This window comes from Thermocrispum municipale DSM 44069 (genome assembly GCF_000427825.1).
Taxonomy (GTDB): domain Bacteria; phylum Actinomycetota; class Actinomycetes; order Mycobacteriales; family Pseudonocardiaceae; genus Thermocrispum; species Thermocrispum municipale.
In genome coordinates, this window is record NZ_KE386593.1 from 342,026 (window position 1) to 364,181 (window position 22,156).

A 22,156-nucleotide genomic window follows, 5' to 3' on the forward strand; every position below is an offset into this window, starting at 1 on the left:
CCATTGTGCCTTGTGAACTGTCAGTAGGCGCGGAGGGTGGGTGGAGTCGGCTCGACCTGCCGTCCTCCGCTCGGGGACTCGCAACACGCAGTGACATGGGCGAGTCCCGGTGAATCAGCCGATGACGTCGGAGAGGTCCTGCAGCAGTGCCGGCTTCGGCTTCGCGCCCACGATCTGCTTCACCGGCTGCCCATCCTTGAACAGGATCAGCGTCGGGATCGACATGACCTGGTAGTCACGCGCCGTCGACGGGTTGGCGTCGGTGTCCAGCTTCGCGATCGTCAGCTTGTCGGAGTGCTCTGCGGCGATCTCCTCCAGCACGGGCGCGATCATCTTGCACGGACCGCACCAGTCGGCCCAGAAGTCCACCAGCACGGGCTTGTCGCTGCCCAGCACCTTGTCCTTGAACGTCGCGTCGGTCACCTCGACGGTCGATCCGGCCATCTCATCTCCTTGATTGTTTTACGTGAAACGTTGCGGCTTTGTCGGAGCGGTCAGGAAGTGGAGCCGTACCCACCACCGACCAGTTCCGCGGCCTGTTGTGCCGCGGCCTCCCCGTGCTCGGCCAGCCACCGCTCGGCGTCGATGGCTGCGGTGCAGCCCGACCCGGCGGCCGTGATCGCCTGCCGATACGTGTGGTCGACGAGGTCACCACACGCGAACACGCCATCGAGATTGGTGTAGCTGCTCCGACCCTTGGTCACCACGTAGCCCTGGTCGTCCAGGTCGACCTGACCGCGGACCAGCTCGCTGCGCGGGTCATGACCGATCGCGACGAAGAAGCCGGACACGTCCAGCTTCGACTCCTCGCCGGTGACCGTGTCCTTCAGCTTCAGCCCGGACACCTTGCCGTCACCCAACACCTCGGTGACCTGGGCGTTCGTCTTCCACTTGATCTTGTCGTTCGCGCGCGCCCGCTCGAGCATGATCTTCGAGGCGCGGAACTCGTCACGGCGGTGCACGACGGTCACGCTGCGGGCGAACTTGGTGAGGAACGTCGCCTCCTCCATCGCCGAGTCGCCACCGCCGACGACCGCGATGTCCTGGTCCCGGAAGAAGAAGCCGTCACAGGTGGCACACGACGAGACGCCGCGGCCGAGCAGCTCCTGCTCACCCGGCACGTACAGATACCGCGGAGCAGCACCCATCGCGAGAATGATCGCCTTGGCGGCGTAACGCTCGCCGTTCACCGTCGCGTACTTGATGTCGCCGGTGAGTTCGAGCTCCTCGACGTCCTCGGCCCGCAGCTCGGCACCGAACCGCTCGGCCTGCGCACGCATCTGCTGCATCAGGTCCGGACCCATGATGCCGTCGCTGAAGCCTGGGTAGTTCTCGACGTCGGTGGTGGTCATCAGGGCACCGCCGAACTGCGAACCCTCGAACACCAGGGGCTCGAGCTGCGCCCGCGCCGCGTACAAGGCGGCGGTGTACCCAGCGGGCCCCGAACCCACGATGATCAGGTTGCGAACCTGTTCCGATGCCACACGAACCTCCGCTCGACCGCTCGCCGTCACGCCAGCCGGCCTGTCGTTACCTATCCACCTCAACACGATCGTAGGCGGCGGTGTTCCCGCGCCGAGGGCGGCGCGCGCCACACCCACGCCAAAGCCTCCCGTTCGCGTGGCCGGCGCGGCCACTGGTGCAAGGCGGAGTGGGAAAGCATAGTGGGGCCGCGCAGCACGAGGGCAGGGCACACGGCACGGGGAACACCTGGCGCGCAGCTGGGCGACGCAGTCTGAAGACCAGGCCGGAAACGTGGCCGGGTCGGCGCCGCACGCGGAGATACCTGGTGCGGAGCCGGCGACTCCGGGAAGACCTGGTGTGGACCACGCGGACGTGGCGGCACGAACAGCGGAAGTGGCCGGGGAGGGATCGGGCACAACCGCACCGAAGGTGCAGACACCGACGGGGACGCAACGCACGCGGCGTCAGGGCCCGGACTGGCAGGAGCAGACCGCGATCAGCGGCCGAACTCCTTGTCCAGATAGACCGTCCCCGGGTTGTCCCCGCTGCAGTCGGGCGAGACAGCCACGATCCGGTACCGCGCGAGCTCCCCGGTGGTCAGCACGACGATGACCGCATCGTTGCCCTCGACCTTGCCCGGTTTGACCCCCACGGGTTGCCCCTGCACAGGGATGTCGTTCGCCTGCAGGCACGCTTCGAGACGCTCGCGGTCCCCGAGCGGGCCGTAATCCTGCACGCCCTGGATATCACCGAACGCGGCGGCCGGATTGCCCGGATCGACCACCACACCGGGGGGCGCGGCGTCGCCGGGGGCCTCCTGTGCGGGAGGCTGCGCACCCTGGTCGGCCAGCGGCGTGCCAGGTGTCGTGGTGCCAGGACTGAGCAACGCGACCGCCGCCACCGCTGCCGCCGCGGTCAGCAAGCCGGCACTCCAGCCCATGACCCTGTTGCGTCGCCGCCGCGCCGCCGCCAGGTCCAACACCGGCGCGACGTGTTCCTGCGAGGTCGCTTCACTGCTCTGCTGAGCCCCGCCCGCACGGGCCGCTTCGGCCGACAACGCCGCGTCGATGCGGGCGGCAACCTCGGCGGGCATCGGCGGCGCGGGAGCCTGCGCCAGGCCGGCCAAGTCCTCCTTCGTCCGGTCCAGCGCGGCCAACACGGCCATCGCCTCCGGGTCCTGGCGGACTTGTGGCCACAGCTGCTCGGCCTGCGCTTCGTCGACGGCGCCAGCGTGCAGGTCGGCTAGCAGATCGACAGACCACGGCGGACCCATCGGCCCCCCTGGCTTGCCCATCTCGGTCATCGTCCCTCCCTATCGCGTGGCGCGTCTGCTCGTCCGCCACGTGCAGTGCCGGACGTGGCACCGCGATTGCTATCGGAAATTGGGACGTTCGCATTTGCATCGGGGTTCCGCAGATGCCCGAGAACCTTTGCCAGTTTCGCGCGACCTCGAGCACACCTGCTCTTCACCGTGCCTTCGGCGATACCGAGCATCGAAGCCGTCTCCGACACCGAGTAGCCCTCCACGTCGACCAACACGATCGGCGCCCGCTGCTCGTCGGGGAGCTGGCGCAGGGCTTCGTCGATCAACATCCGGGTCTCGCGCTGACCCATCGAGTCACCTGGCGCGGCAGGCTCGCGATACTCGTCCGTCTCCGGCAACGGCACGGTAGGGCGGGCCTGACGCTTGCGGATGCGGTCCAGGCACGCGTTCACCACGATGCGGTGCAACCACGTGCTGACCTGCGACTCCGCTCGGAACTTGGCCGCCGCCCGGTAAGCCGAGATGAACGCATCCTGCAATGCGTCCGCGGCTTCTTCCTGATCGCGCATCGTGCGCAAGGCGACCGCCCACATCCGGTCCCGATGGCGCCGGACGATCTCGCTGAACGCGTGCGGATCCCCTGCCGCATGCGCGCGAATGAGGTCCTCATCCGTAGGTGCTGCTGCGGTCACCCGGGTGAGCCTACCGGGCCGCCTCTACTCCGTGTACGCATCGTCCGGCCGGGCAAGCCGCGCGAATTGTGGCTTCCACCAGGGCCGTGCGACGCATCGGCCGGCCACGGCGGCGCGGGAACACAAGGTCGAATGCACCAGCCACGGCCGGCAGGACCTCAAGGCCGACGGCGTCGGCCACGACGAGAAGGCACGTTCGGCCCCGAGGCCAGCTTGAACACCAGGCGGTGCGGAGCCAGCCGCCGGTCAGAGGCGAGTTCGCGGGCCTAAGGCTGCGCGGCCGGGTAGAACTTCAGCTCCCCGATGCTGGTGGCGAACTCGCCCTCCGTGCCGCCGAGCTGCGTGATCCACACGATCACGTGCTGCGCCTTCGTCGGCTTCGGCAGCGTCAACTCGACCTTGTCGCCGGTCAACTCGGTCTCCTTGACCACCACCCGGGCATCGTCGAGGAACGGATTCGGGCTGTCCGCCACCCGGACCTCGACCTTCGTGCCCTCGGTCGCGCCGTGCACCGTCACCTTCGCCAGGTCGATCGGCTTGTCGAACGACGCCGACAACCCCACACCGGACTTCAGTGCGGGCAGCTGCTGTTTGTAGACATCCGTCTTCCACAACGTCGACGGATCACCGTCGATCGCCTTCGGCGCCCGGTCGACCGAGTCCCCGGTGCCCTCCGGGTTGTACACCTGGATCTGCGCAGGTGTGACCGCGTCGTTGGTCGTGCTCGCCGGTTTCTTCTTCCCTGGTTGCTTCGCTCCCTCGGCCACGTTCACCTCGGGCCCGGTGGCGCCTTCGTCGGTCTCGAAGAAGCTGATCAGTGACAACCCGACCCACGCGAGGATCGCCACGGTGGCCACCACCAGCAGCGTGACGCCGAGCGCGACCTTCTTCCGCTGCGACGGGTCGTTGGTCGGACGCTGCGTGGTCCAGATCGCGCCGTCCGGGTCCTGGTTGGCGTCCGGGGGAAGCTGGCCGCTCTGGATCAACTCCTCCCGCTCGGCCGCCTCCGCCGCCTGCCGCAGCACCCGCAGGAACGCGGCACTGGTGCGAATGCCGCCCTCACCACCGTCGGCCAACGTGTGCGAGGCCAACGCGGACAACTCCTGCGGCACCCACGGGCTGATCGACCGCGGCGGCACGATGCGGCCGTTCGGCCCCTGCGGCGCGGGCTGCATCACGCCCGGCCCGCCCGGCAACGGCCACCGGCCGGTCAGCAACAGATACAGCAGCCCGCCGAGAGCCTTGACGTCGTCCCGCAGCGTGGCGTTCGGCAACGGTCCGGGGAACGCCAGCCGCAGCACCCCGTCCTGCGACACCCGGATGCGCTGCGGATGATCGATACCCAGCACCAGCCCGTGGTTGTGCGCCTGCTCGACCGCGTCCACCAGCGGCTCCAGCATGCGACACGCGGCCGCCGGGGTCACCGGGCCGTCGGCGATCACGTCGATCAGATCGGTGCCCTTGCTCCACTCCGACACCACGATGCCCAGCAGCCCCTCACCGGCGGAGATCCCGCTGCCGAGGCTGAGCACGTCCAGCACCCGGGCCACCGACGGGTGGTTGAACTGTGCGGCGTGCGCGGCTCGCTCGAGCGTGCGCCGCGCCGCGCGGGCGGCCTCCGGATCGGCCGCGTCACCGACCAGCAGGGTCAGCGCGACGTCGCGGCGGAGCTGACCATCGCGGGCCCGCCACAGGTGGGCACCCGAGCGCTGGTCGACGCCAAGCTGGGCAAGAAGGCGGTAACGGCCGTCACCGACGACACCCCCGGGCGCCAGCGAGCCGCCCCGGGTCCGAATGCTCGTCACCGGCGCTGCCTCCGCCTGCTCGGTCCGCCTGTTCACCCTCGCCGCCTACCTCCCACAAGCCTGCCAACATTCATTTTCCATCGACATTACCCAGAACGCGACGGTCTTCAGTCGGTAGACGCGTGACGGCGGTCCCGGGGTTGTCCGCCCGTGCTCGCGGCTACATCACTTCAGCAGCTTGTTGCGCAACGCGTTGAGCCGCGTCGTGATCGGCTTCAACTCGTCCACCTTCAACACGGCGAGCATGGCGATGGTCACGCCGAAGCCGACGATCGACTGCACGATCAGCTTCAGCCACGCGCCGAGCGCCGGAGGCAGTGAATCCGGGATCAGCCACCCGACCCCCACCGCGGCCAGCGCCCCGATGGCACTGGCGAACAGCGTGAACAGGATGACGCCCAGCACGCGCTTGCTGCGCAGATTGCCCAGCCGCACCCACAACCACACCTGGCCGAGCACGGCGCCGACCAGGAAGGTCAGCGAGTTGACCAGCATCGCGCCGAGCACGATCTGATGGCTGTCCAGCAACACCGGGCACAGGTACAGCAGCGGCACCTTCACCGCGGTCATCACCAGCATGATCAGCGTCGGGGTGCGCGCGTCCTTCATCGCGTAGAACACCCGCAGCTGCAGCATGACCAGCGCGTACGGCAGCAGGCCGAACGCGCCGATGCCCAGTGCCTCACCGAGCCGCTCGGCCCCGCTACCTGCGCCGCCCTTGCCGAGCGAGAACAGCGCGACACCGATCGAGCTGCCCACGACCGTCATCACCGCGGCGATCGGCAGCAGCGCCACCGTCGAGATCCGCGACGCGTACGACAGGTCGCTGATCAACTTCTTGGTGTTCCCGTCGGCGGCCGCGCGCGACATCCGCGGCATGATCGCCGTCAGTAGCGAGACACCGATGACGCCGTACGGCAGTTGGAACAGCAGCCACGCGTTGTAGTACGCGGTCATGCCACCCGCGTCACCGGCAGTCAGCACGCGCGTGGTGACCACATACCCGACCTGGCTCACCGCGACGTAGGCGACGATCCACATCGCCAGCCCACCGAACTCGCGCATCCGGTGGTCGATGCCCCAGTTCCACTTCGGCCGGAACCCGGTACGCAGCAGCGGCGGCACCAGCATCGCCGCCTGCGCCACGATGCCCAGCGTCACGCCGACGCCCAGCACCAGCAGCTTGATGTCGCCCATCCGGACCGGATCGAGCGAGATCTCCCCCGGCACGACGGCGAACACCAGGATCGTGGCCATCACCACGAGGTTGTTCACCACCGGGGCCCACGCCGGCGGCCCGAAGATCTGTTTGGCGTTCAGCACCGCCATGAGCAGCGCGAACACGCCGTAGAACAGGATCTGCGGCAGCAGCAGGTAGGCGAACGCGGTGGTCAGCTCCGGGTTGGCCTGATTGGTCGAGCTGTCCACGTACAACGACGTGAACAGCGGTGCGGCCAGTACCGCGACCACGGTGGCGCCACCGAGCAGAGTCAGCGCCACCGTCAGCAAGCGCTGGGTATAAGCTTCCCCGCCATCCGGGTCGTCCTGCGCGCGCACCAGCAACGGGACGACGATGCTGGCGAGCACGCCACCGAGCAACAGCTCGTAGACGATGTTCGGCAGCGTGTTGGCCACGTTGAACGAGTCGTTGACCACGCCGATGCCGACCACCCAGACCAGCATGATCTTCCACAGGAACCCGGTGATGCGGCTGATCAGCGACGCGATCGCGATCTTGCCGGTGGACCGGGCGAGCGACGGCTCCTTGTCGACCGCCGCGATCAGGCCGGTCTCCGGGCCCGCGTCGACCGAGCGGATGAAGCCGGTCTGGCTGGCCGCACTGATGCGCGGCAGCATCGTGGTCAGCTCTTCGAACGGCCGCAGCTGATCCGGATCGGCCGTCGGCCAGCTCGGGCCCGCGGCCATGCGTTGCGTCCGCTGGGCCTGCGGCTGCTGGCGGGGACGACCCCCCGGTGGCACGGGCGCGCCGCGCCGAACCGGACGTCGGGGCGGCGGCTGACCGGGCGGAGGCTGCCTGCGAGGTTCTGGCCGACCGCCACGCGGCGGAAGCTGCCCGGACATCGGCGGGTTGACCGGTGGTGGACCGCCCCTCGGCTCACGCCGCGGCGGTTGCTGTCCACCACGCACCCGGGGCGGTGGTTCGCCCTGGCCGGGACGTGGTGCGACCGGCCTGCCGTCCCGCCTGGTCACCGGTGGTGGCGGCGGTTCTGCGGAACGCCGGTAGCGCGGCTCACGCGGTTCGCGCGGCGGCTGCTGACGCGGCGGTTGACCACCTGGTGGCGGCCGCGAGTGCCGGGGCGGCGGTGGATTCACTCGATCGACTCGTCCTCGTTCGGGTATGTCGTCTACCCGCGGGCCGCGCCGTTGGAACGCAGCCGCCGGTAGATGCGGCGACCAGCCAACAACAGTAGCGCGCCGGCCGCCGTCGCGGTCACGATAACCGTGATGACACCGTATTCGGTGGACGTCAGTTCGTACCGTGCCGGTTCACCGAGCTGGGTGCCACCTGGCGTCGACAACGACACATCCACGGTAAAACGTCCGGCCCGCAGCACCTCGGCGGGGATCTTCAGATTGCGCGACCGGCCGGCGGGCACCTCCACCGGAGAAGGCTGTGACAAGCGCAAACCCGAGCTCGCGGTGAGCTGCACGCGCACTGTGACCTGGACCGGCAGCCGGTTGGTCACCGACACCGGGATCGGCGAGGCCCCCGAGGCCAGCGCGATCGTCCGCCCGGGATCGGAGATGCGCACCCCGTGCTGCACGCTCTGCAGCTGGAACTGGGCGGCCTTCAACGCCCTGGTGCGACCGCCCGCGATCCCGCGGAAGTCCACCGAAGCCGCGCGCAGCAACCCCTCACGCAGCGGCGCGAGGATCGCCTGCGGGTCGACCTGGCTGGTCGGGTCCTCCTCCATCGCGCGCGCCAGGTCGGTGATCTCGCCGTCCAGCCTGCCGATGCCACTGATGATGCGGGACGGGACGTGGCCCCCCACCGCCTCCAGGCGCAACCGGGCTTCGCCGCTCGGGTCGGCTTCGCCGAGCGTGGCCAGGCTGATCGGCTGAACGACCTCGCTGTCGGCGAGCTCGTTCAACGTCTGCAGCGTCCATTCGAACTCGTCCGGGGTGGCGTTCCAGTCCCGTGGTGGCGCGAGCAGCAGCGGTCCGCCCTGGCCCTGCGCGGCTTTGAACAACACGGTGGCCACCGCGTTCTGCGCAGCGATCGTGCGGTCGTCCGCGGCGACGGTGGCCGGGTAGCCGAGGCTCGTGCTGGCCGATTCCGGCGTGAGTGACAGGGCGGCGGTCGAGTCGTACGGCAACACCCGCAGCTCACTGTCGGGCACCCTGCGGGGCAGGGCGGGCGCCTCGCGGTCGTCCAGCCCGTTCGCGTTGCCGACGACCAGCTGCTGGTCCGCCTCGGTCAGCACCTCGGCGGCTTGATCGTCCAGGTCGCCGGTCGTCCACAGCGCTCCGGGCAGCGGGTCCACGTTCAGCACCTCGGACAACACCGAGCTGCGGTTCACCGCCGCGGTGGCCAGCCGCGGCGAGCGACCGGCCAACGCAGCCAGGTCCGCGCCGGCGAACGGCGTCGCCACCACGCACTCGTCGGCAACCAGTTCCCGCAGTGCGGACAACCACGCCTTGGCGTCCTCGGCGCCTTCCCCGCGTGCCGTGCCGTCCTCGGTGCGGACCCGGTAGCCCTCGGTCATGGCCTGCACGGTCGCGATCAGATCAGGGTCGATGCCGTAACACACCCCGTCGCCGATGCCTTGCGTCTTCGCCTGCTGCGCCGCGGCCACCAGGGAATGCAACCGGCCGCCCGGGCGCAGCTCGCCACGCAACGCGTCGTCGATCAACACCAGCGAGCGGTCGAACTGGTGAGAAGCAACGCGCGGACGGGCGGCGATCGGCCACACCACGCTTAGTTGCAGCGGTTGATCCGGCACCGACGACGACTGGCCGCCGGGTGCCGACCGCACCGGGAGCAGTATGTTCACCGCGGCCAACCGGGCCTCGGCGCCGCCGTCCGGCGTGCCGTTGATGTTCACCAGCAGCGGATAGACACCGGGCTCGAGGAACACCACACCGTTCGGCACACCCGGTTGCAGGGGCGCGACCAGCGTGAACTCTTTCGACTCCCCCGGCTGCAAGTCGTCGCTGATCGGCTGGAACGGGGTCGACTGAGCGTCCACCGGAGCGATGCCGCGCAACGCCTTGCGCAACTGCTGTTCGGTCTCCTGGCGGGTACCGAACTGCAGCCGCGCGGCCAAACCGCGCACCGGGACCTTGGCGATGTTGCGCACCCGCACGGTGATGGCCAACGTGGTGTCGGACTCGGTCACGATCCGCGGGCTCATCGCCTTCACGTCCACCCGCAGCATCGGCTGCTGCGCGGGCAGTTGCTGTTGCTGGGCCGCGGCCGGGAAGCCGCACAGCGTGCTCAGCAGGACGAACAACGCGGCGACGGCGGCGGCTGCTGCTCTCACGCGTTCAGTCACCGGCTTCATCGGACGAACCTGGGGACAAGCGGGCCCGGGCGGCATCGATCAGGTCCAACGCCTTGCCTGCGAGTTCGCGCTCGTCGGCGTAGGCGAGCTTGCGCTGCAGATCGCCGAACGGAACCCACGCGACCTCGGTCACCTCGACGTCGTCGTCGCACAGCTCACCGCCGACCGCGGCCAGCAGGAAGTGGTGCACCGTCTTGTGCACGCGCTTGCGCTCGGCGACGAACCAGTAGTCGATGGTGCCGAGTGGCATGAGCACCTCAGCGGAAATGCCGGTCTCCTCCTTCACCTCACGCACGGCCGTCTGCTCCGGCGTCTCGCCGTCCTCGATGTGGCCCTTGGGCAGTGACCACAGCAGTGTGCCGGACCGGTCCAGGCGGCCGATCAGGACCGCACATTCTCGCTCCGGATCGATCGCGAGACCGCCTGCCGAGGTCTCGTTGACCGTGGTGAGTTTGCTGCCGCGGCGCCGCCTGCGGGTACGACCGGCCGCGCGTCGACGCCGGCGTCCCTTCCGGCCTTGGGGACGGCCTTGTGGTGCGTCGCCATCAGGGTTGCTGCCGGCCGACGAAGGCATATCGCGATGCTAGCCGTAACGCGCGTCCCGGTAGGCTCGTCCTCTGTGTCCGATGCCGCCAAGCGCAACGCCGTCGCCGAGCTGATGCGCATCTCCCCGGTCGCCGACGAGCTGGCCGCGCGATTCGCCGCGGGCGGCCACCAGTTGTTCTTGGTCGGCGGCAGTGTGCGGGACGCCCTGCTCGGCAGGTTGTCGACCGACCTGGACTTCACCACCGACGCGCGGCCGCAGAAGGTGCTCGAGCTGGTCGCGGGCTGGGCCGACGCGGTGTGGGACACCGGCATCGACTTCGGCACGGTGGGGATCCGGCGCGGCGACAAGCAGTTGGAAATCACCACGTTCCGGTCCGACACCTACGACCGCGTCAGCCGCAACCCGCAGGTCGAGTTCGGCTCGACCATCGAGGGCGATCTGCTGCGCCGCGACTTCACCGTCAACGCGATGGCCATCGACCTGACCTCGAAGCGGTTCGTCGACCCGTTCGACGGGATGGCCGCGCTGCAGGCGAAGGTGCTGGACACCCCCGCGCCGCCGGAGGAGTCCTTCGCCGACGACCCGCTGCGCATGCTGCGTGCGGCCCGGTTCACCTCCCAGCTGGGCTTCCAGGCGTCGCCGCGCGTGGTGGAGGCGATGACCGCGATGGCCGGTGAGCTGGAGCGCATCACCGCCGAGCGAGTGCAGGCCGAGCTGAGCAAGCTGCTGCTGGGCCGTGACCCGCGCGCGGGCATCGAGCTGATGGTGGAGACCGGGCTGGCCGACGTAGTGCTGCCGGAGGTGCCCGGCATGCAGCTGGCCATCGACGAGCACCACCAGCACAAGGACGTCTACCGGCACTCGTTGACCGTGCTGGAGCAGGCCATCGAGCTGGAGACCAAGCACGAGCCGACGTTCGAGCCGGACCTGGTGCTGCGGCTGGCCGCGCTGTTGCACGACATCGGCAAGCCGGCCACCCGCCGGTTCGAGCCGGGCGGCGGGGTGTCGTTCCACCACCACGAGGTGGTCGGCGCGAAGATGACCCGCAAGCGGCTGCGCGCGCTGAAATACCCGAAGGACGTGGTGGAGGACGTCTCCCGGCTGGTGTACCTGCACCTGCGGTTCCACGGCTACGGCAAGGGCCAGTGGACGGACTCGGCCGTGCGGCGCTACGTCAACGACGCGGGCCACCTGCTGACTCGGCTGCACAAGCTGGTGCGGGCCGACTGTACGACGCGCAACAAGCGCAAGGCGGTCGCGCTGCAGCGCAGCTACGACGACCTGGAGCGGCGCATCGCGCGGATCGCCGCCGAGGAGGACCTGGCCCGCATCCGGCCCGACCTGGACGGCAACGAGATCATGCAGATCCTGGGCATCCCGCCCGGGCCGCTGGTGGGCAAGGCGTGGCGGTACCTGAAGGAGCTGCGCCTGGAGCGCGGGCCGCTGGAGCACGACGAGGCCGTGGCCGAGCTGCGCAAGTGGGCGCAGGAGCAGGGCATCGAGGCGTCGAACTAGCGGAGTGCGACGCGCAGACGTGACCGGCCTGCGCACCGAGGAGAGGCCGTTCCACGTGCTCAGCCCGCGCTCGGCTGGTCCAGCTTCTCCAGCGCCCCGGTCTGCACGTGGTAGCCGACCGCCCGCGGCAGCAGGTAGGCCAGTGCGCCGCCGGGCATGCCGCCGAACGGCAGCGCCACTCCGGTGAGCACCCGCAACGGCCGGGCCACGCGGTAGAAGGCCTGGAACTGCTCGCGATCCGGCAGCAGCGCGGCCTCCCGGAACGTCGACCCGGCCGCGTGCGTGAGATTGCCGTTCTCGCCGCCCCAGCGGACCAGCTCGGTGCCCACGGGCAGCACGACCATCCGCTTGCCGCGCAGCAGGTGCAACGGCGGCTCGCCCCGCAGCGGCTGGATCGGCCAGTCGGTGGGGTGCTCCGCCGGGTCCGGCTTGGCCAGCGCCCGCGTCGGGTGGAAGGCCAGCATGCCGAGTAAGTACGCCGCGGCGTTGCTGACGTCGTCGAACCGCTGATGCCGCAACACGCGGCCGCCGGTGTGCAGGCCGACCTCCCACCCGGGCGGCGTGCCTTCCTCCAGGTCGGCGTCCCGCCGGTACAGGCACCACGCGTCGTCGGCGATCTCCCCGATCCGGTAGACCTGCGGGGAAACACCCAGCTCACCGAGCCGCTTGTCCAACAGCAGCAGCACTTCGGACGCGCTGAGCACCGGGCGCGACGAGTCGTCCCGCTCGACTTCGGTCACCGCATCCGGCTCGTCCAGGTCCTCCGCCGACTGCGGCGGGTACGGCTCACCGAGCAGTGCCGCCCGCGCGGTCTCCCGCAGCTTGGCGCTGACGAACGGCGGCCGGTAGGAGTTCTTGCGGATCCGCTCCAGCAGCTCGGGCTCGGGCGACACACCGTGCATCCGCAGGTAGTGCGGCACGGCCGCGGGCCAGATCCACTCGCCGTCGGTGTGGTAGGCGTTCGGCACGCTCGGCGCGGTCTGCGGCGCGAAGATGTCCGGCTGGGGGCCCGGTGGGTTGTTGCCGACCAGCACGACCGGCGCGGAGTACAGGTAATGCAGCACGCCGCGGACTTCCTGCTGCGGCACCGGCGGCCGGTTGACCACGGGCCGCTGGCCGGGCGTGTGCGCGTCGACCACCTGCGCGTGCCGGAACTGCACGTCCAGCGGAAGCCCGGCGCGGGCGGACAACCACGGCGGAATGTTCTGCTGCTCGCGCGGGAAGCGGGCCAGCTCGTGGGCGAACGCCCTGGCCGTCGGCCTGCCGTCGGCGTCCGGCGGCCGCCGCCACTGCGGCTGGGACGAGGTGTCGTAGTCGAAGTCGAACTTGTCGTCCGGGGTCAGCGAGAACGTGCCGGTGAACCACGAGCCCTTGCCCGGCTCGTACATCGCCGCGCGCAGCTCGTTGAACAGCTGGCCCAGCTCGGGCGGGGCGGCGAGCGAGTAGGTCACCTCGTCGATCGCGGTGCGCACCTCGAGCTCGCTGTACCCGCCGACCTGCCGGAACTGGGCCGCGATCGCGCCTGCCCCCTCCGGCCGCAAGCGGCGCAGCGCGAAGCCGATGTTGCGCAACAGCTGGTTCGTCTCGAACTCGGTGGTGACCGGGCCGGTGCGTTCGGAGAAGTCCAGCCGCTCCTGCCAGGACGCCTCCACGTGCTCCGGTCGCGCGATGGTGCCGAACGCGGTCCCGGCGGGGGTCTGGTCCGACATCAAGCTCAGCCGGCGGGCGGTCCACTCGTCCGTTCCGGTCCACTGCAGCGTCAGTTCACCGGTCTCGGCCTGGGCGGCCAGCACGAAGATCTCGTCGCAGTACCGGAAGTGGCTGTGGATGACGAACGTGTCCGGCACTTCCTCGGCTGGCACGACCTTGGCGGGCGCGCCCTCGAACTCCCGGTCGAAGCCCTCCGGTGGATCCCCGTCCCGTGGCGCGATGAGCAGCACCGTGCCATCCGACGTCGATCGCTGGGCCCGGAACGGCCTGCCGTCCCAGATCGCGTAGTACGCGTCGGGGTGCGTCGCGGGATAGACCTGATGGTGCACGCGGGATCCCTCCAGTTCTCGCTTGCCCAACTTATCCTTGCGCTCCCACCGAGCGCGTGCAGGTACTTCGCCGAAATCGATCACGGTCGGGTCGCGAAGCGGCATCGGGCTCAGGCGTTGTCGGCCCGGCTGTCGGTGCCTGGTGGCATGATTCCTTCGTGCGAGATGTCGACGCCGTAGAACCGGGGTCCCTACTGATCGCCGACCCAAGCATGTCCGACCCGAATTTCCGGCGCACCGTGGTGCTCGTGTTGCATCACGGGCCGCAAGGAACGCTTGGCGTGGTGCTCAACCGGCCGAGTGAAATTCCGGTCGCCTCGGTGTTACCGGATTGGGCCGATCACGTCGCCGCTCCCGCGTCGGTGTTCGTCGGCGGGCCGGTCGAGCGGGACACCCCGTTGGGAGTGGCAACGCTGCGGACCGGCGAGGTGGCCGGGATGGTGCCGGGCACCATCGGGGTCCGCGGGCCGGTTGCGTTGGTGGTGCTGGACTCCGACCCGGAGCCGCTGGTGCCCAGGTTGCGCGGCATGCGGGTGTTCGCCGGTTACGCGGGGTGGGATGCCGGGCAGCTGGCGGGTGAGCTGGAGCGGGGTGACTGGATCGTCGCGCCCGCGTTGCCGAGCGACGTGGTGGCCGCGCCGAGCACCGACTTGTGGGGTGCGGTGCTGCGCAGGCAGGGGCTGCCGCTGGCGTTGCTGGCGACGCACCCGGGGGATCTGCAGCGCAACTAGCGGTCGGGGGCGACCGGGAGGCTGCGCAGCCGGAGCGTCGACGGCGGGGGTAGCGGGGTGATCGCCGCGTCGGCGCGGAACGACCGAAGCAGGTGGGCCACCAAACGCCGGGATGCCGCTTCGTCGTCGGGGAGCACACCGACCAGGGCACCGTGGGCGGTGATCGCCATGGCCAGGTCGGAGGGGTGGAAGTCGGCCCGCAGCGCGCCCGCATCCTTGGCGCGTCGCACCAGCAGCTCCAGCTCCGGATCGGCCTGCCCTGCCGTGTTCTCCGGCACGCTCACCAGCAGCGACGTCGGGAGGCCGTGCTCCTGCCGTTGCAGCGCGCAGATCGTTTCGACCAGGTGCCGGATGCCGTGCCACGGGTCGGGCGCCGCCAGGGCCTCCGCGATCGCCCGTGTGCACGCCTGCATCTGCGGTGCGAACGCGCTTCGGACGAGGGCGTCCCGGGTGGGGAAAAGCCGGTAGAGCGTGGCCAGCCCGACGCCTGCGCGTCGGGCTACGGTCGCCGTGGCGGCGTCCGGTCCGCGGTCGGCGAAGACGTCGCGGGCCGCGGCCAGGATGCGTTCCCGATTGCGCTGGGCATCCGCTCGGAGCTCGGCGATCGGAGAGGTCTCCGCTTTCACTGTCTCTCACTTCCGGCCTGGACAGCCCGATGCGCCGCAGACGGGGCGATCGACGGCCCGGACGCCTGCGGCCGGCGGTTCCCAAGCATCAGGTGGACTTCACCGATGAGTCGCCGTGGCGGGGCGAGGGGTTACCGGACGGCGCCGTGACCGTCGGCACATCCGCGCGTGCGTCGTCACGGCCGGCTGACGAGCTCCTTGAGTTCGTGCTTGCGGATCTTGCCGATCGAGGTGCGTGGCAACTGATCGACGAACCGGAACTCGCTCGGCACCTTGAACCGCGCGAGCCGGTCCGCGCACCACGCGGCCAGCTCCTCGCTGGTCGGCGGATCGTCCGCCTCGACCACGGCCACCAGGCGTTCGCCGAGGATGCGGTCGGGTAGGCCGATCACGGCGCAGTCCCGCACGCCGGGCGCTTTCTTCACCACCCGCTCGACCTCGCCCGCCGCGACGTTCTCACCCTTGACCTTGATGACGTCCTTCTTGCGGTCTTCGAAGAAGACATAGCCCTGCTCGTCCACCCGGACCAGGTCGCCGGTGTAGAACCAGCCGTCGACCAGGGCTTTCGCGGTGGCATCGGGGTCACGGAAGTAGCCGGACATCAGGCCGGGCCCGCGCACGGCCGCCTCGCCCACCTCGCCGAGCGGCAGCTCGTTCCGGTCGTCGTCGGTCACCTTCAGCTCCCAGCCGGAGTTGACCATCCCGATCGACTGCCAGGTGTGCCGCGGTTCGATGAGCGTCGGGGTCCGGGTGCCGCAGGCCAGCGTCTCGGTGAGGCCCCAGCCCATCGACATCTCGGCGCCGAACCGCTCGCGGAACGCGGCGATCTCCTGTTCTTCCAGCGGCAACGCGTAACACATCAGCCGCATCCGGTGTTCGCGATCGAGCGGATCCGGTTCGGCGTCCAGCAGCAGCCGGACCGGGCCGTTGGTCAGATTCCCCACGGTGACGCCGTGCTCGCGGATCACTCGCCAGTACGCCCGAACGCTGAACACCGGTGACAGGACCATGCTGCTACCCGACATCAGGCACGGAAGCAGCTGGAACGCCATCGCGTTGACGTGGAACAACGGGAGCACGCAGTAGAGCACGTCGTCCGGCCGGAGGCGGAGTGCTGCCGCGTTGTCGTAGCCCGCGGACAGGCAGGCCCGATGCGAGAGCATGACGCCCTTCGGGTCGGCTGTCGTCCCGGACGTGTACATCATCATCGCGGTGCGGTCGCCGGGCCGATGGCCGCTTGGCAGGTGCTCGCGCAGGTCGACGGGCTCTTCACCGTCCGCGACCTTGGCGCCGCCGTTGACCACCACGGGTCGTCGGTCCAGCTCCTGCAGCGCGCGCAGGACCACGTCCTGGTGCGGGTCGTCGGTGACGACCACCCGCGCTCCGCAGTGCCCGATGACGTAGGCCAATTCCGGCGGCGAGTACTGGATGATCGTCGGCACCGCGATCGCGTCCAGCTGCTGCACCGCCAACAGCGTCACGATCATCTCGACCGTGTTCCGCATGTGGATGACCACGCGATCGTCGGCCCGTACGCCGCACTCAGTCAGCAGTGCGGCCTGCGCGTCCACCAGGCCGGCCGTGTCGGCATAGGTCAGGGCCCGGTTCGTGTCCGGCTCGGCCGGGTCCACGAAGTCCAGGAACGGAGCGTCAGCCGACAGCCGGACGCGGTCCTGCCACAGTGCGCCGAGCGTGAGCTGTTCGAACATTGCTCACCGGGAGACGTCGTGCCGGAGCCACCGCGCGTACACCACGGCGTACAGCAAGCCGGAGAACACGGTGACGAACGGCCAGATCACGTAGTAGACGACCCCTACCCCGCTCTGCAGGCCGCCGAACCGCCCGGAGTCGAACAGGACGAGACCGGCCCAGACGAACAGGCTGGTCAGCACGACCCCGAAGATCAACACTGGCGGGAGGGACGCTCCCCAACGGCCGTAGCGGTCCAGACAGCCCAGCGCGATCATCACCACGCTGAGGATCGGGATCGGCAGCCACGCCAGCTGCCAGATGTCGAACGTCATCCCGATGGTCAACAGGGCGAACAAGCCGCCGATGGTCAGCACGAGTGCGTCGGTGCGGTCGTGTTTCATGGGTGCTCCTGCGTTCGACGTTCTGCGTTCGCTCACCGGTCCACCGCCGCGGTCGCGGGCTGCGCAACGGCCATGGACTGGTCGGGTTCGTACAGCTGTGCGAGCTTGTCCGCGTCGGCCGGCTTGGCGGTGACGTAGGACAGCGCGATGAACAGGACTGTGCTGAACGCGATGACGACACCGCCGAGGTAGAAGTAGTCCGGCAGGGTCAGCCAGCCCTGGCTGGTGGCGACCGTGATGACCAGGTTGCCGAGCAGCGAGACGACGATCGTCACCGTGGTCGCGACCGCGGTGGCCCGCCGCCAGAACAGGCCGAGCGCCAGCGGTCCGAGGATCGCCGCGCCGAACGCGGCCCAGCCGATCGCGCCGAGCAGGAAGATGACCTGCGACAGGTACAACGCGAACAGCAACGCGGCGAGCACGACGCCGACGCTGGCCACCCGGTTCCACAGCAGTTCCCGGCGCACCACGCGGCCGAGCGAGCCGGTCAGGTCACGCACCGCGGATGCGGCGCCGATGGTGATGAAGCTGCTGGCGCTGGACATGATCGCGGCGAGCAGGCCGACCAGCGCGATGCCGGCGACCACGGGATGGGTGAAGGCGTCCAGGAAGACCGTCGCGGTGTTGTCGATGTTGTCCAGCGGCTCCGCCCGACCCTGGATCGTCATGGCCCGCATGCTCAGGCCGACACCGAGGGAGAACAGCGTGGTCACCGCATAGGAAATCCCGGCGACGGCCGCGCCCCACTTGAGTTCCTTCTCGTCCTTGAGCATCAGGAACTTGGTCACCAGCTGGGGCTGACCGGCGGCGCCGAACAGGATCATCACCGCGAAGCCGACGATGAACACCGCGGGCATCGAGCCGTCCGCGCTGAGCAGCGTCGGGTCCTCCTGCCAGATGCTGTCCAGCATGTTGCGCCAGCCGCCTGCTTCGTTGACGGCGTAGAAGAACAGCCCGACCGAGATGACGATCATCAGCAGGCCCTGGATGAGGTCGGTCCACACCGCGGCGAGCATGCCGCCGGCCACCGTGTACGCGGCCACGATCGCCGAACCGATCCACGCGCCGGTGGCGGGAGACGTCCCGGTCAGCAGGCTGATGATCACGCCGGTGGCGGTGACCTGTGCGGTCATGTAGGAGATCGAGCCGATCAGCATCGCCACCGACATCGTCACGTGCGCGGATTTCGACTGGTAGCGCGCCTTGATCAGGTCGGGCACCGAGTAGATCTGGTGTTTGCGCGCCGCGCGGTGCAGTCGGGTGCCGAGCAGGAACCACGCGACCGCGAAACCGAGCGGGATGAACAGCGCCGAGCCGATCAGCGCCTGCGGGCCCCAGTCGTAGGTCGTGCCGGTGGAGCCGACCATGCCCCAGCCGGACTGGATCGAGGAGAACGACGCGATCGCCATGACCAGAAAGCCCAGCGTCTGGCCTGCGACCAGGAACTCCTTCGCGGACGAGGTTTTTCGCTTCGCCCACCAGCCGATCGCCACCATGAGGGCGAAGTAGCCGATGATGATCGCGATGACCAAAGGTTCCATCTCGATCTCCTCCTGGAGATGACGGGGTGACGGTGTGCGATCAGGACGTGCTGTCCTGGTCCCCCTCGTAGGCAGGCCCCGCACCGAGCGGGGCGTAGTTCATCTGGGCGGTGAAGCCGCCGTCCACGGGCAGCACGACACCAGTGACGTGTCGGGCCAGCGGGCCGGCGAGGTAGAGCACGGCGTCCGCCACGTCGGCGGCGGATCCGTCGAAACCGAGCGGCACCATGGCCTCGGCTTGGCGTAGGAAGGTCTGGTCGGCGTAGTAGCCCTCGGTCATCGGGGTGCGGATCGTTCCCGGCGCCACCGCGTTGACGCGGATCTTGTCCGGGCCGAGGTCGTGCGCCAGGTTCCTGGTCAACCCGACCAGGCCGTGCTTGGACGCCGTGTAGGCCGGGCGGTTGGCCATGCCGGTCAGTCCGGCGATGGACGCGATGTTCACCACCGCCGCGCCCTGGGCTGCACGCAGCAGCGGCAACGCGGCCTGGATGCACAGAAACGGTCCGGTCAGGTTCACCGCGAGTACCCGCTGCCAGGTCTCCGGTGCGAGCGTCGCCAGCGGTTCGATCTCCCGGATCCCCGCGGTGTTGACCAGGATGTCGAGCTTCGGCACCCGGCCGGCGAGCTCGTCGAACGCTGCGCGCACCGAGTCGGCGTCGGAGACGTCCACCGCGATGGTGTGCTCGCCCTCCCCGCGGAGGTCCATGCCGACCACCGAGGCGCCGGCAGCTTCCAGCGCCGCGGTGATCGCGGTACCGAACCCGCCGTCAGCGCCGACCACGACGGCATGACGGCCGTGCAGCGACAGCGCCTCCACAGGGGCCCTCATTGGCTTACCTCCGTACCGGTTCGCGCCGTTTGGTATGCCAAACAGCGGCAAGTGCCGGTAGAGATTAGGCGAAAGTTGCCGTTTTGTATACCGTCAAGGTTTATGAGATGTTGATACCTGCCGCGAGCGGGAGGGAGCACCGGGGATGACCGAGGTCCAGGCCTCGTCGGAGGTCTACCGGCAATTGCGGGACCGGATCGTGCGGTGGCAGTACCCGCCGGGCACTCCCCTGCGCGAAGCGCACCTCGCGGAGGACCTCGGTGTCAGTCGCACGCCGGTGCGCGAGGCCTTGCAGCGGTTACGCCTCGAGGGCTTGGTGGTGGCGCGCGGCGCACGCGGCGTGGAGGTGCCGCGCTGGACGCCCGAGGAGCTGGAGGAGACCTACCGGCTGCGGGCACACGTGGAGTCGTGGGCAGGCGCACTGGCCGCTCGCCGGGCAGACCGCCTGGACCTGCCGAAACTGCACGACCTCGCCGACAAGATGACCGAGCTCTGGGAGAGCGGGAACGCCGATCCGGACGAACTGGCGGCGCTCAACCTGGAGTTCCACAACACCGTGCTGGTGAACGTGGGCAGCGAGCGACTGCTGCGCATGATGTCCAACGTCGTCATCCTGCCGCTGCTGTACCGGGTCTTCCACGTCATGACCGAGACGGAGATCGACTCGACGCTGCGCGAACACCACACGCTGCTACTGGCGTTCGAGGAGCGCGACCCCGAGTGGGCGGCATCCGTGACCAGGTCGCATGTCCTTGGTGCGCTGGCCGCGCTGTCCGGCAGCGGGGTCGCCGACGAGACGCCGAAACGGAAACGGTCGTCCCGTGCACGGCCGGAGGCCGGCGGGCCGTTCCCGGTGCCGTACGACCCCGCCGCGCAAGGCTGACGGTTCAGTCCCAGGTCAACGCGATCTTCCCCGCCGTGCGGCCCCGTTCGGCCACCGCGTGCGCCTGTTGGACTCGGCTCATCGGGTAGACGTCGGCGAGCTCGACCCGCAGCCGGCCCGCGGTGTACAGCTCGGTGATGCTGCGCAGCGCGGCGTGATCCGGTTCGACCAGCATCGCCGCAGGTCGGACGCCTCGCTCGCGGGCTCGCGGCACGAAGTCCGGATGCACGTCGGAGACGACCAGAGTGACGATCGTGCCGCCCGGCCGCATGGTGGAGACGCTGCGCGGGCCGTGTTCACCTCCGATCGTGTCCAGCACGATGTCGATGTCGGTCGCCTTCTCGGTGAAGTCCTCCGAGGTGTAGTCGATCATCTCGTCGGCGCCCAGCGAGCGGACGAAGTCGTGCTTGGCGGCGCTGGCCGTGCCGATGACGTAGGCACCCTTGGCCTTGGCGATCTGGACGGCCATGTGCCCGACACCGCCGGCGGCGGCATGCACGAGTACTCGGTCGCCCTCCGACACGTTGCCGATGTCGACCAACGCCTGCCACGCGGTCAACGACACCAACGGCAGCGCACCCGCGTGCGGCACATCGATCTCCGCAGGACGCCGGACGAAACGCCGCGGCGCGCTGACGACGTATTCGGCGTAAGCGCCGGCTCGACCGGGGTACGGCAGCATCCCCAGCACCGGATCACCCGGCTGGAACAGCGCCACGCCGAGCCCGACCTCCTCGACCACTCCTGCGACGTCCCAGCCGAGGGTGAACGGGGGCCGGCCCAGGAAGCCGCCGTTGGCGCGGTGCTTGAAGTCCGTCGGGTTCACGCTGGTCGCTTCCACGCGGACCAGCATCTCGGCCGGCCCGGGGGACGGACGGGGAAGTTCGACCTGCTCGAGAACCTCGGGCCCGCCGAGCTTCTGCTGGCTGACCGCACGCATCGTCGGCTGTGTCATGCCGACCCACGCTAGTGCAGAATTCGCCGTCAATCGGCGTCGGCGCAGCGGGATTCGCGGTCAGTTGGCGTTGGCGGCCGCGCAACCCCCGCCGCCACAGGCACAGCCACCGCACCCGCGGGCGGGCTCGGGTTCGGGAACCGCAGCGGCCGCCCTGCTGCCCAGCACGCCACCGCCGTAGACCAGCCCGAGAACGGCCACCACGCCGATGACCGTCGCGATGACCGCGCCGGTCACGGTCGGCATCGCCAACGCAGCCAGCCCGGAAGCCACGCCGAGTGCGCCTGCGCCCATCGTGGGCAGCGCGGCGACGCGGTTGCCCACCGCGAAGGCTTCGTCGCTGCGCAGGGTGGCCGCCGTGCGCAAGCCCGCCCCGGTGTCCCGGGACAACTTGCCGCGCCAGCCGAGAAACCCGCCGATGCCGACGAGCACACCGGCGACGAGCGGGATCAATGCCAGTACCAGCTGCACAGGTCGAGGATACGCACACCAGGCCGAAGGCCGTGCGCTCGCGGGTGCGCGCGATGAGGCGCGTCACCTCCGCACACCGCGGCAACGGCGGCCCGCGCGATATTTCTGCTGACAGGACCGATACGATGGGGACATGAGCACGGCTCACCTGCTTCTTAGCCGGCCGCGCTGACCG

General features: G+C 69.6%; 19 protein-coding genes. 3 read left to right on the plus strand and 16 right to left on the minus strand.

Features of this window, described 5'->3' with window-relative positions; genetic code table 11:
* Positions 1 to 114: 114 nt before the first annotated feature.
* The 8 genes from trxA to YWM_RS24245 form a co-directional block, all read right to left on the minus strand.
* Positions 115 to 444, minus strand: a complete 330-nt coding sequence (gene trxA / locus YWM_RS0117040) for a thioredoxin (protein WP_028851715.1) — start codon at positions 442 to 444, stop codon at positions 115 to 117.
* Between the two features lie 50 nt (positions 445 to 494).
* Entirely contained in the window at positions 495 to 1,484 is a 990-nt protein-coding gene (gene trxB, locus YWM_RS0117045) for a thioredoxin-disulfide reductase (protein WP_028851716.1), read from the minus strand.
* A 476-nt stretch (positions 1,485 to 1,960) separates the two neighbouring features.
* Positions 1,961 to 2,767 (minus strand): hypothetical protein, encoded by an 807-nt coding sequence (locus YWM_RS0117050; RefSeq protein WP_028851717.1) that lies wholly within the window; start codon positions 2,765 to 2,767, stop codon positions 1,961 to 1,963.
* A complete protein-coding gene (gene sigM, locus YWM_RS0117055; RefSeq protein ID WP_028851718.1) occupies positions 2,764 to 3,420 on the minus strand; it encodes an RNA polymerase sigma factor SigM in 657 nt (218 codons plus the stop codon). Before sigM ends, YWM_RS0117050 begins: the two co-directional genes overlap by 4 nt.
* 266 nt (positions 3,421 to 3,686) lie before the next feature.
* Complete coding sequence (locus YWM_RS0117060; RefSeq protein ID WP_028851719.1) at positions 3,687 to 5,225, minus strand: protein kinase family protein; 1,539 nt, start codon at positions 5,223 to 5,225, stop codon at positions 3,687 to 3,689.
* Between the two features lie 165 nt (positions 5,226 to 5,390).
* Positions 5,391 to 7,151 (minus strand): murein biosynthesis integral membrane protein MurJ, encoded by a 1,761-nt coding sequence (murJ, locus tag YWM_RS24235; protein ID WP_043661447.1) that lies wholly within the window; start codon positions 7,149 to 7,151, stop codon positions 5,391 to 5,393.
* Positions 7,152 to 7,591: 440 nt separating this feature from the next.
* Positions 7,592 to 9,742, minus strand: a complete 2,151-nt coding sequence (locus YWM_RS0117070; RefSeq protein ID WP_156914819.1) for a DUF6049 family protein — start codon at positions 9,740 to 9,742, stop codon at positions 7,592 to 7,594.
* Positions 9,735 to 10,325, minus strand: a complete 591-nt coding sequence (locus tag YWM_RS24245; RefSeq protein ID WP_084612486.1) for an NUDIX hydrolase — start codon at positions 10,323 to 10,325, stop codon at positions 9,735 to 9,737. The genes YWM_RS0117070 and YWM_RS24245 overlap by 8 nt, the downstream gene beginning before the upstream one ends.
* A 6-nt stretch (positions 10,326 to 10,331) precedes the next feature.
* Here YWM_RS24245 and YWM_RS0117080 point away from each other — a divergent pair, with 6 nt between their 5' ends.
* A complete protein-coding gene (locus YWM_RS0117080; protein WP_028851721.1) occupies positions 10,332 to 11,813 on the plus strand; it encodes a CCA tRNA nucleotidyltransferase in 1,482 nt (493 codons plus the stop codon).
* A 59-nt stretch (positions 11,814 to 11,872) separates the two neighbouring features.
* On the opposite strand, the gene YWM_RS0117085 is transcribed toward YWM_RS0117080, so the two are convergent.
* Positions 11,873 to 13,882, minus strand: a complete 2,010-nt coding sequence (locus YWM_RS0117085; protein WP_342664954.1) for a TNT domain-containing protein — start codon at positions 13,880 to 13,882, stop codon at positions 11,873 to 11,875.
* A 128-nt stretch (positions 13,883 to 14,010) separates the two neighbouring features.
* Between YWM_RS0117085 and YWM_RS0117090 the strand changes: the two genes are divergently transcribed.
* The gene (locus YWM_RS0117090; RefSeq protein ID WP_028851723.1) at positions 14,011 to 14,583 is read left to right on the plus strand and encodes a YqgE/AlgH family protein; all 573 of its coding nucleotides are present in this window, start codon (positions 14,011 to 14,013) and stop codon (positions 14,581 to 14,583) included.
* On the opposite strand, the gene YWM_RS0117095 is transcribed toward YWM_RS0117090, so the two are convergent.
* The 5 genes from YWM_RS0117095 to YWM_RS24260 form a co-directional block, all read right to left on the minus strand.
* Positions 14,580 to 15,209, minus strand: coding sequence for a TetR/AcrR family transcriptional regulator (locus tag YWM_RS0117095; protein WP_028851724.1), 630 nt, complete (start codon positions 15,207 to 15,209; stop codon positions 14,580 to 14,582). The genes YWM_RS0117090 and YWM_RS0117095 overlap by 4 nt on opposite strands.
* 176 nt (positions 15,210 to 15,385) lie before the next feature.
* Complete coding sequence (locus YWM_RS24250) at positions 15,386 to 16,918, minus strand: class I adenylate-forming enzyme family protein (RefSeq protein WP_052345041.1); 1,533 nt, start codon at positions 16,916 to 16,918, stop codon at positions 15,386 to 15,388.
* Positions 16,919 to 16,921: 3 nt separating this feature from the next.
* Positions 16,922 to 17,302, minus strand: coding sequence for a hypothetical protein (locus YWM_RS0117105; protein ID WP_028851725.1), 381 nt, complete (start codon positions 17,300 to 17,302; stop codon positions 16,922 to 16,924).
* Positions 17,303 to 17,334: 32 nt separating this feature from the next.
* Entirely contained in the window at positions 17,335 to 18,843 is a 1,509-nt protein-coding gene (locus YWM_RS24255) for a sodium:solute symporter family protein (RefSeq protein WP_052345043.1), read from the minus strand.
* 40 nt (positions 18,844 to 18,883) lie between these two features.
* Positions 18,884 to 19,672 carry an SDR family NAD(P)-dependent oxidoreductase gene (locus YWM_RS24260; RefSeq protein ID WP_084612487.1) on the minus strand — a complete coding sequence of 263 codons (789 nt, stop codon included), beginning with the start codon at positions 19,670 to 19,672 and terminating at the stop codon, positions 18,884 to 18,886.
* Between the two features lie 145 nt (positions 19,673 to 19,817).
* On the opposite strand from YWM_RS24260, the gene YWM_RS24265 reads away from it, so the two are divergent.
* Entirely contained in the window at positions 19,818 to 20,555 is a 738-nt protein-coding gene (locus tag YWM_RS24265; RefSeq protein ID WP_052345047.1) for a GntR family transcriptional regulator, read from the plus strand.
* Between the two features lie 4 nt (positions 20,556 to 20,559).
* Here YWM_RS24265 and YWM_RS0117125 read toward each other — a convergent pair whose 3' ends face one another.
* Positions 20,560 to 21,510 carry an NADP-dependent oxidoreductase gene (locus YWM_RS0117125; RefSeq protein ID WP_028851726.1) on the minus strand — a complete coding sequence of 317 codons (951 nt, stop codon included), beginning with the start codon at positions 21,508 to 21,510 and terminating at the stop codon, positions 20,560 to 20,562.
* A 60-nt stretch (positions 21,511 to 21,570) separates the two neighbouring features.
* Positions 21,571 to 21,981 carry an SdpI family protein gene (locus YWM_RS0117130; RefSeq protein WP_028851727.1) on the minus strand — a complete coding sequence of 137 codons (411 nt, stop codon included), beginning with the start codon at positions 21,979 to 21,981 and terminating at the stop codon, positions 21,571 to 21,573.
* Positions 21,982 to 22,156: the final 175 nt, after the last annotated feature.

Excerpts from the sequence above, each read along its gene's own strand:
- trxA (WP_028851715.1), bottom strand. The coding sequence starts at position 444 with ATGGCCGGATCGACCGTCGAGGTGACCGACGCGACGTTCAAGGACAAG.
- YWM_RS0117050 (WP_028851717.1), bottom strand. The coding sequence starts at position 2,767 with ATGACCGAGATGGGCAAGCCAGGGGGGCCGATGGGTCCGCCGTGGTCT.
- murJ (WP_043661447.1), bottom strand. The coding sequence starts at position 7,151 with ATGGCCGCGGGCCCGAGCTGGCCGACGGCCGATCCGGATCAGCTGCGG.
- YWM_RS24245 (WP_084612486.1), bottom strand. The coding sequence starts at position 10,325 with ATGCCTTCGTCGGCCGGCAGCAACCCTGATGGCGACGCACCACAAGGC.
- YWM_RS0117080 (WP_028851721.1), top strand. The coding sequence starts at position 10,332 with ATGCTAGCCGTAACGCGCGTCCCGGTAGGCTCGTCCTCTGTGTCCGAT.
- YWM_RS24250 (WP_052345041.1), bottom strand. The coding sequence starts at position 16,918 with ATGTTCGAACAGCTCACGCTCGGCGCACTGTGGCAGGACCGCGTCCGG.
- YWM_RS0117105 (WP_028851725.1), bottom strand. The coding sequence starts at position 17,302 with ATGAAACACGACCGCACCGACGCACTCGTGCTGACCATCGGCGGCTTG.
- YWM_RS24255 (WP_052345043.1), bottom strand. The coding sequence starts at position 18,843 with ATGGAACCTTTGGTCATCGCGATCATCATCGGCTACTTCGCCCTCATG.
- YWM_RS24260 (WP_084612487.1), bottom strand. The coding sequence starts at position 19,672 with ATGAGGGCCCCTGTGGAGGCGCTGTCGCTGCACGGCCGTCATGCCGTC.
- YWM_RS24265 (WP_052345047.1), top strand. The coding sequence starts at position 19,818 with ATGACCGAGGTCCAGGCCTCGTCGGAGGTCTACCGGCAATTGCGGGAC.
- YWM_RS0117125 (WP_028851726.1), bottom strand. The coding sequence starts at position 21,510 with ATGACACAGCCGACGATGCGTGCGGTCAGCCAGCAGAAGCTCGGCGGG.